This window comes from Bacillus sp. BC08, from assembly GCF_054326875.1.
Genome location: NZ_JBTGPA010000030.1, coordinates 123,934 through 137,190, shown reverse-complemented (window position 1 = coordinate 137,190; position 13,257 = coordinate 123,934). Strand labels below are relative to the sequence as shown.

The following is a 13,257-nucleotide window of genomic DNA, read 5'->3' as shown; positions in this document are numbered from 1 at the left end:
TTCTTACGCCTTTTTAAGCAACAAATACATAAAGTAAGGAGCGCCAATTAAAGCAACGACAATACCTGCTGGGATGCCATTAGGTTCAACGATGTTTCGTCCGATTGTGTCTGCTAATAGCAATAGCCATCCGCCGATTAAAAGGGCGATAGGCATGAAAATCTGATGTCTTGGACCTACTAAAGATTTTGCGATATGAGGAGCCATTAGTCCGACAAAGCTAATTCCTCCTGTTACGGAAACAGCTGCAGCAGCAAGCGCAACGGCTGCAACTAATAAGTATCTGCGTTCTTTTTCAATTTCAATTCCAACGCCGATTGCGACTGGTTCGTTTAATGCTAGAATGTTTAATCGATTTGCTTTATAGAAAACGAACGGAATTAATACGATTAACCATGGGAGCATTGCTAAAACGAAGACCCAGTCATCTCCCCAAATATTTCCGGCAATCCATTTGGCGATAAAGTCCACTTTCATACGATCAGCGGATGAAATAAGGACAATCATCATTCCAGATAGTGCAAATGAAAAACCAATACCAGTTAATGTTAGTCGGATTGGCTGAAGTCCAGTTGATTTACTATAAGAAAATACGTAAATTAGAACAGCTGTCAGAAATGCGCCGATAAATCCAACGACAGGTAGTAAGTAAAGAAATGAACCTACATCTATTGGAAAGTATAAAAAGAAAATAGCAACAGCAACACCAGCCCCGGAGTTGATTCCGAGAATACCAGGTTCCGCTAAATCATTTCGGGTAATACCTTGCAGGATAGCACCTGATAAAGCGAGAGCCATACCAGCTAATAATGTAATAATAATTCTAGGTAGTCGTAAAGAGTATAAAACAAACTCCTCTTTAAAAGTCCCTTGTCCCATTAATGTTGGGAGTAGTCGATCATAAGATAAAGATGCTGAACCAAGTCCCATTCCAACTACAATGGTGGTGATGGTCAGTATTAGTAAAGCGAGTATAATAAGACGTTGTTTTCTTAGAATAGATTGCATCATGAGAATGTTTTTCCTCCTTTACGTACAACGAATAGGAAGAATGGCAGTCCAACAATTGCGACAATAGCGGCAACTGGTGTTTCGTACGGAGCGTTAATAGTACGTCCGACTGTATCTGCAAGTAGCATAAAGGAAGCTCCAGCAATTGCTGACATCGGTATAACAAATCGGTAGTCAGGCCCAACAATTGGACGTACCATGTGAGGTACCATTAAGCCGATAAATGCCATATTTCCGACAAGCGCTACAGACGCACCAGCAAGTAATATAATAATGATAAATAGAATGGTTTTAATAACAATAATTTTTTGACCTAGTCCAATAGCCACTTCTTCACTGAAACTAAGAACTGTCAATTTTTTTGCTAGTAAGATAGCGATAAAGATACTAATTGAAATGACTGGAATAATAATTTTTAACTGGCTCCAAGTCGTTCCAATTACGCCCCCAGCAGTCCAAAGTGATACATCTTGTGAAATTTTGAAGTAAATGCCGACTCCTTCTGAAATTGCGAGTAGAAATGCTGAAACGGCAGCACCGGCTAATACAATTCGAAGAGGGGACAGCCCGCCTTTTTTCACCATACCAATTCCAAATACCATAATCGCACCGATTGCAGCACCGATAAAGCAAGCTAATGTTAAGTAAAGATAGCTGATGGAAGGGTTGAAAGCAAGTGTCAGTGCAAGCGCAGCATTTGCTCCACCAGATAGCCCTAGTAATCCAGGATCTGCAAGAGGATTTCGTGTTAATCCTTGCATAATTGCTCCAGAAACAGCAAGTCCAGCTCCTACAAAAATAGCAGCTACTTCACGTGGTAAACGAATTTCGCGAATAATAGATAGTTTGTCCCCTTTAGCGGAGGAAGTGAGTGCTAACCATACATCTTTTATTGAAGTATCTGCAGCACCTAATACCATTGCCACCATAAAAATAAGAAAGAATGCAATTATGCTCAAAATTAGTTTGTATGTAAAAGCTATAGAACGTGGATTGTCGTGATCTTTTGTCATTCGTTTCACATCTTTTCTGTTCATAGAATAAAGGAAGAGGAATTCTTAATTTAAGAATTCCTCATGTTTGTATTATTTACCAAGAAAGCTCTTCTTGAAGAAGTCTAGTTGGAAGTCTAATGTAAGTGGATCGTTGAAATAGAATTCCATCATGTTTGCTTCATATACACGATTATTTTTTACTGCTGGGATGTTTTTATATGATTCTGTCTCTTGGAATGAGTTATCAGTATCTTTGTTTTTACTTACGATTAAGTAATCACCAGCAAACTCAGGTAATACCTCAGTAGATAATGCGTAGTAACCTTCTTTCAATGCTTTTTCTTTTACTTTTTCAGGCATTTTTAATTTCATTTCTTGGTACAGAATTTCTGTTCCACGGCCCCAGTTCTCGCCGTATACATAAAGCTGTTTGTTGAAGTTTTCTACAACAGAAACTGTTGCATCTTCACCGATTTTTGCTTTAATTTCTTTACCAGCGTCTTGTGCACGTTTCTTGAAGTCATCAACCCAAGTTTTTGCTTCTTTTTCTTTGTTTAATAACTTACCGATTTCTAAATGCTGTGTTAAGTAATCAACTTTTCCGTAAGTGTATGTTACAGTAGGAGCGATTTTCTTTAACTTATCAACATTTTTAATATTTGATAATCCAATGATTAAATCTGGATTTAGTTCAGCGATTTTTTCAACATTTTCATCTGATACTTCAGCAACATCTTTCAGTTTGCTATCAAAACGTGGGTTTTGTTTAGACCATGAATCTACTCCAACAAGATTTACTCCTAATGACATTACATTACCAGCGAATGATGATAAAACAACAACGCGTTTTGGATTTGCAGGAACTTCTACTTTTTTACCATCTTCAGATTGGTATGTAATTGTTTCTGATTTGCTACCTTTTGCATCGTTCTTTTTGTCTGTAGAGCCATTGCTACAAGCACTCATAATAAGAACGAAAAGAACTGTTAGTGAAATAAATAACTTTTTCATTGTCTTTCTCCTTTAACATAGATGATATGTGTATACAATAATTTGTTTAACTGTAATCTTTTGAAAGAGTAGTGGTAATACAAAATACGTATTAATAATCTTGAATACGAGATTTTACAATATAGTATTAACCATATTAATGAAAGAAGATGTAATCTCAAATTTGCTAATTATTAACAAAATGATAATGATTATCACTATTGATTCTTTAAATAATATAATTTTATATAGGTGTATTGTCAATAGTAATTTTGATTGTAAAATTTGCGGAAACAGGTTATATTTTATTGAGAATGATAATCAATGATTAGTAGCTGAGGAGTGAAGGTGAATGGATAGAGAAGAATTGTTTGATGTAACCGTGATAGGCGGGGGACCTGCAGGGCTTTATTCAGCTTTTTATAGTGGACTCAGAGAGATGAAAACGAAAATAATAGAATTTCAACCACAGTTAGGTGGAAAAATACATGTTTATCCGGAGAAGATGATTTGGGATATTGGCGGATTGTTACCGGTTACTGGTGAAAAATTAATTGAGCAACTGGTACAACAAGGGTTAACATTTCAGCCGGAAGTGGTATTGAATACAAAAATAGAATCCATTATTCGTAATAAAGATGGGATTTTTACGTTAAAAACAAGCAATGGAGAAGAACACTTTTCAAAAACAGTAATCGTTGCAACTGGAAGTGGTATATTAAATCCACAAAAGTTATCAATTGAAGGTGCGGAGCGATTTGAAGTATCAAACTTAAATTATACAGTTAAATCGTTAAAACGTTTCAAAGATAAAACGGTCATTATTTCAGGCGGAGGTAACTCGGCAATTGATTGGGCAAATGAGTTAGAACCAATTGCGAAAAAAGTTTATTTAACATATAGAAAAGAAGAATTATCTGGTCATGAAGCACAAGTGAAGCAACTTATGAACAGCTCAGCGGAGTGTTTCTTTAATACCTCTATTACAAAATTAATTGCTGGTGATAATCATGAAGCAATTGAATATGTAGAATTAACAAATCATGAGACGGGTGAAGTTGCCCATTTGCCTATTGAAGAAGTGATTATTAACCATGGATATGAGCGTGACATTACATTATTAGAAAATAGTGAGTTAGACGTTGCAATTATAGATAATTATTATATTGCAGGGAATGCAAATAGCGAGTCTTCAGTAGATGGATTATATGCTGCGGGAGATATTTTAAAGCATGAAGGGAAATTACACTTAATTGCGGGAGCGTTCCAAGATGCTGGAAATGCTGTAAATAAAGCGAAACAATTTATTCAGCCAGATGCAAGCGAGTATGGAATGGTTTCTTCGCATAATGAAGTATTTAAGAAAAGAAATCGTGAATTGATCAAGCAGATGATGAAATAATAAAAAACAAGTATACCCCCATTTACTTCTCTATTCGAGTGATAAGAGAGGTAAATGGGGGTTTTCCTGTTTACTATATTTTCAATCATTATAATGACACCGGTTTCATCAGTTTATGTGATATGAACGTTTTATTTGTAAATTTTCCTAGAAAACAATGAATCTATGTTTTGCTGACGCAGAACAGTATTACATTATGCTGTCCCTTTAGCTCGTTCGTTAGGAAATGGCATATTTAATATAGACGCAATGTACTGTTTTCCATGCATTCGAGCCAATGATTCTAATATTTGACGGACGCGTTTTGTAAGATGTCCTTGTCCCTTTATAGCTTCACAATATGCGTCATAGAAAGCGTATTTAGCCCAAAGGAAATCATCTTGTTGGAATAAAAAATGATTTTTGTACCATTCCCCAATTGTATGGTAACAATTGTTTTCATGTATTGCTGAGCTTTGAGAAAGAATACGATCAGATAAAGATGTAGTTAAATGAGAAATTGTGTTTTCTGTTTCAACCTGTAATGTTTTTTCTAACATTGTAATGATGTGACGAGTAGCCATATGTTAACTCTCCTTTGTGTAAATGGGTAATACCATTCTATATTTAAAAAATCCTTACTATATTATTATACAATATATGGAATGCATCCACCTTCTTTTTAAATTGCATTTACAAAATCTTTTTTATTTGTTTACAAAAATAAAGTAAGATACAGTATATAGGAAAAAATAATAAAGGAATGAACGCGTTGTATATAACAGTAGAAGAAGCTGCGGAGTATTTGAATTTACCAAAGTCGTATATTGAAGAGCTAATTCAGCAAAAGAAAATTCGTGCGCTATTTGATGGAGAGCAATATTTATTAAATAAAGAACAATTCAATACACATTTAGAACAAATGGAAAAATATAAGCAATTAGTGGAAGAAATATTAAACGAACCAATTCCAGAAGATATGGATGTTAAAGACGAAGATTAAACGATGGGAAATCCCGTATGAAGATATGTAAAAATGTATCTTCATACGGGATTTTTTGTCTAAAGCTATCAAAAGCCTAAAGAGCCCGCCGGCGTTCCATGGAATTTTGATAGGTAGTAGTCTACCATGTTAAAAGCATATTTTTTTCTAGCTAGGACAAACATAGAGAACGTAACCTGTACAGATACATATACTATCAGTGCAAAAGCTTATAAATTAATGGGAGGAGTTTTCTCGTGAGTTTATTTCATTGGGATTTTTTGAAAGACTTAATTGGATCTTATGTAAGAGTAAACAGAGGTGGACCAGAATCTCAAAAAGGAACAATAGTATCATTAGGTGCGGACTACTTCGGATTAGAGAATGAAAAAGGAGAAAACCATTATTACCAACTTCGTCATCTGAAAAGCATTACCCAAAATACAAAAGATGGTGGAATAGGTGATTTTGGATGGGCGGAAGAAGACATTGCAGAAGACTTTGAAACGTTACTTCAAAGTTTTAAATACCGCTGGGTGAAAATTAACCGTGGTGGACCAGAGAAAATTGAAGGTATTTTACAAGATGTTTCTGGCGGTTATGTAACATTGATTATTAAAGAAGAAGTTGTATTAATTGCACTATCTCATATTAAGAGTGTTAATTATAATGCACCAGTAAGTGAAGAGAGTGATGAGGGTAGCGATGAGAGTAGCAATGAGAAAAGTAATGAAAACAGCAATAATTCAAGTCGAGCTCGCGCACTAAGACAATCAAGTAGAGGAAGATAAAACAGAAAGGAGGGTATGAATTTGGAGGATGTATTATGTTGTGATCAAATCAAAGGGTTAGTCGGTGAGAATGTAAAAGTAAATCTTCGCGGACCGGAAAGTCGAGTAGGTGTACTATTATTGTTAGGAAAAGATTACCTTGCACTACAATTACCTCATGGAGAATTAGTGTATTATCAGCTGAAACATGTGAAGAGTCTAGTCAGAAAAGTGAAAGAAGCACAAGAAGAATATGGTTCATGTTTCTATGCGGAAGAAGATACTTTTTTAGATGTATTAAATGACTTGAAGTATAAATGGATAAAGATTAATCGTGGTGGACCAGAGTGTGTGGAAGGTTTATTAAGTGATATACATGATGGAAATATTACACTAGTAAACGGTTATGAGGTTATTTATGTAATTAATTCTCATGTTAAGAGTGTGAGTCAAATAGTTAAGAACAAAAAGAATGAAGAAGAATAATGTTTAATAAATAAAAGGGGCATTATGATTGAAAATGAAGAATGATTTCATATTTCTCTGTAATTATTTTTGGATATATGAAAAGGGATTTCTTACTATTAAAAAACAGAGCATTGCCCCTGATTATTTTTAGAATAAAAGACAGGGAAATTGTAATTTCATAGGAAGGAGGATATAGATGAATGAGTTAAACAAAAGTATTGGAGAAAATATATATGTTAAATTAATCGGTGAACAAAGATTTAAAGGTGTATTAATAGACGTAGGAAATGATATTGTTGTTCTTTATAATGGACAAGATTACGTATATATATCTTTATACCATGTCCAATATTATAAATTTTTAAGACCACATGATGAAGAAATATCAAAACCAGATGTTGATTCTGTAATTAAGAGGGAGTCCCCTTCAATTTCTTTGAGAAAAGTATTAAGTACCTCTAAAGGGATTTTTACAGAAATTTATGTAGCTGGAAATGCTCCAATACATGGTTATGTTACAAGCGTAATGAACGATTATATTGTTTTTTATAGTCCAGTTTATAAAACTGTATATGTATCTTTAAAACACTTGAAATGGTTAATTCCGTATAAAGAAAATCAAGTGCCTTATGCCCTCAATAAAAATGAACTCCCCGTAAATCCATTAAATATTACGTTAGCTAGAACATTTGAAGAACAGCTTATTAAAATGTCTGGCAAAATCATGGTGTTCGATTTAGGTGAGGGATCTAATAAGATCGGAAAAATGGCGAAGATTGATGAAGGGCATATTGAAATATTAAAAGCACGTGATGCAAAAATGTATGTAAATATTCAACATGTAAAATCTGTCCATTGTCCGTAAGCTAGTTGAAAGGGCTGGCTTTTTCTTTTATATGCAGAAGAAAAGGTCGAGCCTATTTATTTAGCTCGATTTGAATATGAGGGGAAAAATGAATTGAATAGAAATATGTTAGCTTTATCTATGAAGAGCTAATCTTGTGCAAAATTATATAAAATATGTACGAGCCATTTTTTCATATATTCAATTTGTTTTTTGAGGGAGAACTGCTTAACTACTATATTAAAGGGGTTTTGTTGGTGGAGCAGTTTCCGAATTCGTTATCGATTACATTACTTGGTAGTGCTGGTGGAGCAGCAAAAGCAGTTTTAGCAATTTTAAATCAAGCGATAGTAAATGAAAAAGACCCGATTTATGAAACGATAAAGAATGTTACATTTCATTTAGTTGATATAAAACAAAAAGATAGGACTTATTATGATGAGTTGTTTCCAAATTTAAAAAATCAATTGTTTTTATACGAAATAGACCTCCAAGATGTAGTGACATTTAAACAGCATTTAAAAGAAAGTAGTACGAGTGTTGTTATTGATGTTTCAGGGGCAGATACAATCAGAGTATTAAGTTGTTGTAATGAACTTGGAATTTGTTATATTAATTCAGCTTTGGAAAATGAGGCAGTAGATCAGGACGATAGTTTAATCGGCTTTCAGCTTACGGAAAGATATACGAGGTTTGAGAAGGAGAAAGAGAAGTTTACAAATACAAAAGCAATTATAGGCTCAGGTATGAATCCAGGTGTTGTTCAGTGGATGGTTGTTGAACTTATGAAGGAGCGCCAAAATGAAAAGCCAAGAGCATGCTATATAGTAGAACATGATACGTCATTTTTGAATGATACAGCACTAATAAAGCCTCATACACTGTATGCTTCATGGGCAGTAGAGCGATTTCTAGATGAAGCGATATGGAGTTATCCGATGTATATGAGTCATCATCGTCCCCTTTATTTTTATGAAGATGTATATGCTTCAGAGTATAAAGTAAAGTTAGGAGAGAAAGAGTTTTATGGTTGTTTAATGCCACATGAGGAAGTTTTAATTTTAGGGAAAAACTTCAATATGGAAGTTGGGTTTCTTTACCGAATTAACGAGTATACAACAAATGTAATTAGGAAGAATTTAGATAAGGTAGAAGATTTATGGAACTGGAATCGTAAAGTATTTAATCCAGCGGAAGAAGAGATTGCTGGCGAGGATTTAGTTGGTGTATTACTCGTTTATGAAAATAGCGAGACATATATGTATAACGTGATGAATAGCAGTCAAGTTTTTCGTAAATATAAAACAAATGCAACTTACTTTCAAGTAGGATGCGGAATTTATGCTGGTTTGTGTAGTTTACTTTTCGATAACTTTAAACAAGGTGCCTATTATGTAGAGGAATTATTATTAAATACAGAAAGTAAGTATGGAGAATATTTAAATTTATATATGAAGGATTTTGTAGTAGGGGGAAATGATTTTACGGATGGACTGCTACATGATCGGGTAAGATGGATATAAGTTGTGACGAAAAGGAAGGAGGAATCTCCTTCCTTTTCGCGTTATAAGGTTACATATTGCTCTGAAAGTAAGATAATATGTAGAGTTTTTGTATTGATCATGAGGAGTATTTATATGAACAAAGTTATAAGCTTACTTTATGAGGAAAGAGAAGCTTTAAAAGTATTTAAAAAAATTAACGGATTTGTTAGGGAAACTAAAGCCAATAAATTATGAATGGTGTAATATACGAGCAATCCTTTTATATGTTGTACAGCTAATGGAAAGTTATGCAGTGTAGTATAGAGTGGGATTTCATTCGCAAGTAGATGGGAATTTACCTGTTATAAATGGTGATGATAAACGATTAAAATAAGTGTTATTAAATATTATTAAAAATGGAATAAAATCAATGCCAGAAGGTGGAGATATTCATATCCGTGCATATCGAAAAACTGAAGGGCATTTGTGCATGTCTGTTGATGAGCAAGGCTTTGGTATAGAGAAGGAGAAGCTAGAGAAGGTTGGAAAGGCTTTTTACACAACAAAGGAAAATGGTATGGGACTTGGATTAATGATTACATTTAAAATTATTAAGGAACATCAAGGAAGTATCGCGATTCAAAGTAGCGTGGGAATAGGAACGAAAGTGGAAATTTCTTTACCGACAGTATAATGCACTAGAAGAAAATATTTTTCAGAAAAGTGTTCTTGTTGTGTAAATATAAACATTTTATAAAATGTTTAAAGAAGGGTTTTTTTTATAAAATACTTCGTTTATAATGGAGGAAAATATCGACATGAGATTTGTTATTCATGTAACGGTTCGGTAGTGTTAGGAAAAGAAGGGGTGCACGCGCATCCTTTTTTCTATGCAGATATTATGAAAGAGGTGGTATGATGGAATTAACATTAAATTCGACTGTATGCTTGCACACGATTCAATTTCGAAAAGAGCAAAAGAATTATATTGTCAAAGATACAATTACAGGAGAAAAATATGAAATGCCGCCACTTTGGATTGATGCATTGGCAATGATGCGTGACGGTTTTTTATTGGGAGAAATTGAGGAGAAATTAAAAGAAGAGTATCCAGACGAAGAAATAAATATGTTAGCATTTACGAGGCAACTGTTAGAGCTAGAGCTTGTCGGAATGGTAGATGGGGAAGAAATAGCTTGTACAAAGAAGAAAGAGAAAGATTATTTGGCTTGGTTACGTCCTCGTGTTGAGCAATTCTTTCTTAGTTTAAATAAAAAAAATAGAAGCAAAGGTCAATGATGATCTTTGCTTTTTTGTATAGTTTGTTTAAAAAATTACAGCGAATGCCCTTGCGAAAGCACCGTCGCTATCTTTAATTTTTAAAGGTGCCGCTGAGAAGAAGAAACGCTTCGTGTGAATGGCATCTAAGTTTGTTAAGTTTTCAATTAAACAAATATTATTCCCAAGTAGTATGTGATGAATTGGTGATGTTTCTGTCGTTACCTCGTCAGGAGAAATAAAATCTAAACCGACCGATTTTACTTTTAATTGAACTAGTTCTTCGGCTAATTCTTCAGAAAGATAAAAAGCTTCTTTTTCATACGCTTCTGTATTCCATTTAGTAGATAGATTGGAATGGAAAATAACAATATCCCCTTCTTGTATATCAACATTATGCAATACTTCCTTACGTAACTTTCGCTCTTGAATATGAGTTACATCGATAAGAACGGCTTCGCCTACAAATTGATCAAGGGGGAGTTGGTCAATAGTCGTTGCGTCTGAAATGAAATGTGCAGGAGCATCACAATGTGTGCCAACATGGACGACAGAATGAAAATCTGTAACTTGATAGCCTGTCTCTTCAACGCTTGTAATGGCTCCTAAATTGATTTTTGGTGTTCCAGGGAATTGGGACATATTGTTTTCAAATGTTTGTGATAGGTCAATTACTTTCACTTTAAATACCTCCAATATATGTTTTAAAATAAAAAAACTCACCTTTCATAATCAAGAAAGATGAGTTTTGCACACAATAGTTACGTTTTATCTTTCAAAATGCAATGCATTTTGCAGGAATTAGCACCTATTCAGTTTGTATAAACTGAGGTTGCTGGGCGTCAAAGGGCCGGTCCCTCTGCCTCTCTTGATAAAGACATATTAAATTTTAGTTCTGAATATTCATTGTATTTAAATTGTAATTCATTTCCTTTTTTTGCGCAATATAAAATAGGTATTCACCCAAATAAAGCTGCTCGCATATTGTAGCTTATGTAAATAGAATGCTGCGAAGGAGTGAGTGCAGTGACAGGGAATGTATTGAATTATTACGCTGGTGGAAATACAGCTAGAGGATTTCATAATTTATACGATGAGAATTTGAAAGGGTTAGACAGATTATTTATTTTAAAGGGTGGTCCTGGAACCGGGAAATCTTCTTTAATTAAGGCAATAGGTCGTGAATGGGTTGAAAAAGGATATGATATTGAATTTTTACATTGTTCTTCCGATAATAAATCGGTTGATGGTGTCATTATCCCGAAGTTAAAAGTAGGAATTGTTGATGGAACATCTCCGCATGTTATCGAACCGAAAACGCCAGGAGTTGTTGAGGAGTATATCAATTTAGGGGTTGCTTGGGACTCAGATAAATTAAGAAAGCAGAAGGTAGAAATTGAACGATTTGTTTCAGAAGCAAGCAAGGCTTTTCAAACTGCTTACGCTTGTTTTAACGAGGCACTAGTTATACATGATGAGTGGGAGAAAATATATATTAATAATATTGATTTTAATAAAGCAAATGAACTAACTGATCAGCTGATTCAGAAGCTATTTACAGATAAAGGCGGGAAACAATCGCTTGTGAAACATCGTTTTTTAGGAGCGGCTACACCGAAAGGAGCAGTTGATTTTGTTCCTAATTTAACAGAAGGATTACCACATCGTTATTTTATAAAAGGACGCCCAGGCTCTGGGAAATCAACAATGCTCAAAAAATTAGCTAAGGCAGCAGAAGAAAAAGGCTTTGAAGTTGAAGTATATCATTGTGGATTTGACCCCAATAGTCTTGATATGGTTATCGTAAGAGAATTAGGGTTTGCAATTTTTGATAGCACCGCACCACATGAATATTTTCCAAGCCGCGAAGGTGATGAAATTATAGATATGTATGCCCTTATTGTGACACCAGGGACGGATGAGAAGTATGCGACAGAAATTCGCGATGTTTCGATTCAATATAAAGCAAAAATGAATGAGGCGATGTCTTTCTTAGCGAAAGCGAAATCAGTTCGTGATAAATTAGAACGAATTTATATTACTGCTATGGATTTTTCAAAAGTAGATGCATATAAAGAGGAGATTCAAAAAGAGTTTGAACGAATTGCGGTTAGTGTATCAGAAAAGAACAAGTAAAAAATGAAGCATTTTGATAGGCTGTCGGGAATTTTCTGACAGCTATTTTAGTATGTAGTAAACTTAGTAATATATTTGTCGAATTTCCAAGGAAATAATCAAAAAATGGAGAGGGTATGAAATGAGAGAGAAAATTAGAGCGGAGTTAGAAAGAATTGAAAAAGAGAATGATGTGAAAATTTTATTTGCGGTAGAATCAGGGAGTCGTGCTTGGGGGTTTCCATCGAAAGATAGCGATTATGATGTTAGATTTGTTTATATGCATCCCGTAGAGTGGTATTTATCAATTCATGATAAACGAGATGTAATTGAGTATCCGATTAGTGACGATTTAGATATAAGTGGATGGGATATTAAAAAGGCGTTACAACTATTCGCAAAGTCAAACCCAGCTTTACTTGAATGGATTCGATCACCGATTTTTTATTCGAAAAACACTCATTTTCCAGAACAGCTTCAGCAAATGAGTGATAAGCAATTTGATCCAAAAGCAACGATATATCATTACTTACATATGGCTTCAAAAAATTATCGTGAATTTTTGCAAGGTGAGAATGTAAAATTGAAAAAGTACTTTTATGTATTACGTCCTATTTTAGCTTGTAAGTGGTTAGAGGAGAAAACAACTTTGCCTCCTGTAGAATTCGATCGATTGATTACAGAATTATCATTAGAACGTAGCGTACTAGATGAAATTGAACAGTTGTTAATAAAGAAAAAGGCAGGTACGGAATTAGATATTGGATTAAAAATTGAGGTTTTGAATCAATTTTTAGAAGAACAAATTCATTACTATGAGCGACATGTAAAAGGAATTGAAAAGGGACCAGGGATCGATATTGAGAGTTTGAATACATTGTTTCGAGATATGTTGTTTGCAGTAAATGAAAAAGAGCACAAGTGAGTTTGTGCTCTTTT

The 13,257-nt window shown here is 34.2% G+C and carries 14 protein-coding genes, 1 pseudogene and 1 riboswitch; of the genes and pseudogenes, 10 read left to right on the top strand and 5 right to left on the bottom strand.

Features of this window, described 5'->3' with window-relative positions; genetic code table 11:
• Nucleotides 1-3: 3 nt before the first annotated feature.
• Genes ACXVYO_RS10315 through ACXVYO_RS10305 form a run of 3 tightly spaced genes read right to left on the bottom strand, consistent with a single transcriptional unit; the run spans nt 4 to nt 3,017 of the window.
• The gene (locus ACXVYO_RS10315) at nt 4-1,011 is read right to left on the bottom strand and encodes an iron chelate uptake ABC transporter family permease subunit (protein WP_144565283.1); all 1,008 of its coding nucleotides are present in this window, start codon (nt 1,009-1,011) and stop codon (nt 4-6) included.
• Entirely contained in the window at nt 1,008-2,048 is a 1,041-nt protein-coding gene (locus tag ACXVYO_RS10310) for a FecCD family ABC transporter permease (RefSeq protein WP_458466914.1), read from the bottom strand. The genes ACXVYO_RS10315 and ACXVYO_RS10310 overlap by 4 nt, the downstream gene beginning before the upstream one ends.
• 48 nt (nt 2,049-2,096) lie before the next feature.
• Entirely contained in the window at nt 2,097-3,017 is a 921-nt protein-coding gene (locus tag ACXVYO_RS10305) for an iron-hydroxamate ABC transporter substrate-binding protein (RefSeq protein ID WP_458466913.1), read from the bottom strand.
• Nucleotides 3,018-3,348: 331 nt separating this feature from the next.
• Between ACXVYO_RS10305 and ACXVYO_RS10300 the strand changes: the two genes are divergently transcribed.
• Nucleotides 3,349-4,398: an NAD(P)/FAD-dependent oxidoreductase gene (locus tag ACXVYO_RS10300; RefSeq protein WP_063262208.1), complete on the top strand. Its 1,050-nt coding sequence runs from the start codon at nt 3,349-3,351 to the stop codon at nt 4,396-4,398.
• 194 nt (nt 4,399-4,592) lie between these two features.
• Here ACXVYO_RS10300 and ACXVYO_RS10295 read toward each other — a convergent pair whose 3' ends face one another.
• A complete protein-coding gene (locus tag ACXVYO_RS10295) occupies nt 4,593-4,961 on the bottom strand; it encodes a hypothetical protein (RefSeq protein ID WP_097819450.1) in 369 nt (122 codons plus the stop codon).
• A 179-nt stretch (nt 4,962-5,140) separates the two neighbouring features.
• Here ACXVYO_RS10295 and ACXVYO_RS10290 point away from each other — a divergent pair, with 179 nt between their 5' ends.
• The 7 genes and pseudogenes from ACXVYO_RS10290 (at nt 5,141) to ACXVYO_RS10260 (ending at nt 10,224) form a co-directional block, all read left to right on the top strand.
• Nucleotides 5,141-5,380: a helix-turn-helix domain-containing protein gene (locus tag ACXVYO_RS10290; RefSeq protein WP_000993176.1), complete on the top strand. Its 240-nt coding sequence runs from the start codon at nt 5,141-5,143 to the stop codon at nt 5,378-5,380.
• 236 nt (nt 5,381-5,616) lie between these two features.
• Nucleotides 5,617-6,150 carry a spore coat protein gene (locus tag ACXVYO_RS10285; protein WP_458466912.1) on the top strand — a complete coding sequence of 178 codons (534 nt, stop codon included), beginning with the start codon at nt 5,617-5,619 and terminating at the stop codon, nt 6,148-6,150.
• A 21-nt stretch (nt 6,151-6,171) separates the two neighbouring features.
• A complete protein-coding gene (locus ACXVYO_RS10280) occupies nt 6,172-6,615 on the top strand; it encodes a spore coat protein (RefSeq protein ID WP_076542054.1) in 444 nt (147 codons plus the stop codon).
• A gap of 178 nt (nt 6,616-6,793) precedes the next feature.
• On the top strand, nt 6,794-7,462 hold the full coding sequence (locus ACXVYO_RS10275) for a DUF2642 domain-containing protein (RefSeq protein WP_458466911.1): 669 nt from the start codon (nt 6,794-6,796) through the stop codon (nt 7,460-7,462).
• Between the two features lie 236 nt (nt 7,463-7,698).
• Nucleotides 7,699-8,964 (top strand): S-adenosylmethionine decarboxylase related protein, encoded by a 1,266-nt coding sequence (locus ACXVYO_RS10270; protein WP_458466910.1) that lies wholly within the window; start codon nt 7,699-7,701, stop codon nt 8,962-8,964.
• Between the two features lie 184 nt (nt 8,965-9,148).
• Nucleotides 9,149-9,619 (top strand): annotated as a pseudogene (locus ACXVYO_RS10265) (ATP-binding protein); the annotation flags it as partial.
• 224 nt (nt 9,620-9,843) lie between these two features.
• Complete coding sequence (locus ACXVYO_RS10260) at nt 9,844-10,224, top strand: hypothetical protein (RefSeq protein WP_000424111.1); 381 nt, start codon at nt 9,844-9,846, stop codon at nt 10,222-10,224.
• 27 nt (nt 10,225-10,251) lie between these two features.
• On the opposite strand, the gene ACXVYO_RS10255 is transcribed toward ACXVYO_RS10260, so the two are convergent.
• A complete protein-coding gene (locus ACXVYO_RS10255; protein WP_458466909.1) occupies nt 10,252-10,884 on the bottom strand; it encodes a cyclase family protein in 633 nt (210 codons plus the stop codon).
• 84 nt (nt 10,885-10,968) lie between these two features.
• Nucleotides 10,969-11,081: riboswitch (SAM riboswitch) on the bottom strand.
• A gap of 148 nt (nt 11,082-11,229) precedes the next feature.
• Here ACXVYO_RS10255 and ACXVYO_RS10250 point away from each other — a divergent pair.
• Both ACXVYO_RS10250 and ACXVYO_RS10245 read left to right on the top strand, forming a co-directional pair.
• Nucleotides 11,230-12,339, top strand: coding sequence for a PRK06851 family protein (locus ACXVYO_RS10250; protein ID WP_458466908.1), 1,110 nt, complete (start codon nt 11,230-11,232; stop codon nt 12,337-12,339).
• A gap of 121 nt (nt 12,340-12,460) precedes the next feature.
• Nucleotides 12,461-13,243: a nucleotidyltransferase domain-containing protein gene (locus tag ACXVYO_RS10245; protein WP_458466907.1), complete on the top strand. Its 783-nt coding sequence runs from the start codon at nt 12,461-12,463 to the stop codon at nt 13,241-13,243.
• Nucleotides 13,244-13,257 lie beyond the last annotated feature (14 nt).

Excerpts from the sequence above, each read along its gene's own strand:
- ACXVYO_RS10315 (WP_144565283.1), bottom strand. The coding sequence starts at position 1,011 with ATGATGCAATCTATTCTAAGAAAACAACGTCTTATTATACTCGCTTTA.
- ACXVYO_RS10310 (WP_458466914.1), bottom strand. The coding sequence starts at position 2,048 with ATGAACAGAAAAGATGTGAAACGAATGACAAAAGATCACGACAATCCA.
- ACXVYO_RS10305 (WP_458466913.1), bottom strand. The coding sequence starts at position 3,017 with ATGAAAAAGTTATTTATTTCACTAACAGTTCTTTTCGTTCTTATTATG.
- ACXVYO_RS10300 (WP_063262208.1), top strand. The coding sequence starts at position 3,349 with ATGGATAGAGAAGAATTGTTTGATGTAACCGTGATAGGCGGGGGACCT.
- ACXVYO_RS10295 (WP_097819450.1), bottom strand. The coding sequence starts at position 4,961 with ATGGCTACTCGTCACATCATTACAATGTTAGAAAAAACATTACAGGTT.
- ACXVYO_RS10290 (WP_000993176.1), top strand. The coding sequence starts at position 5,141 with ATGAACGCGTTGTATATAACAGTAGAAGAAGCTGCGGAGTATTTGAAT.
- ACXVYO_RS10275 (WP_458466911.1), top strand. The coding sequence starts at position 6,794 with ATGAATGAGTTAAACAAAAGTATTGGAGAAAATATATATGTTAAATTA.
- ACXVYO_RS10260 (WP_000424111.1), top strand. The coding sequence starts at position 9,844 with ATGGAATTAACATTAAATTCGACTGTATGCTTGCACACGATTCAATTT.
- ACXVYO_RS10245 (WP_458466907.1), top strand. The coding sequence starts at position 12,461 with ATGAGAGAGAAAATTAGAGCGGAGTTAGAAAGAATTGAAAAAGAGAAT.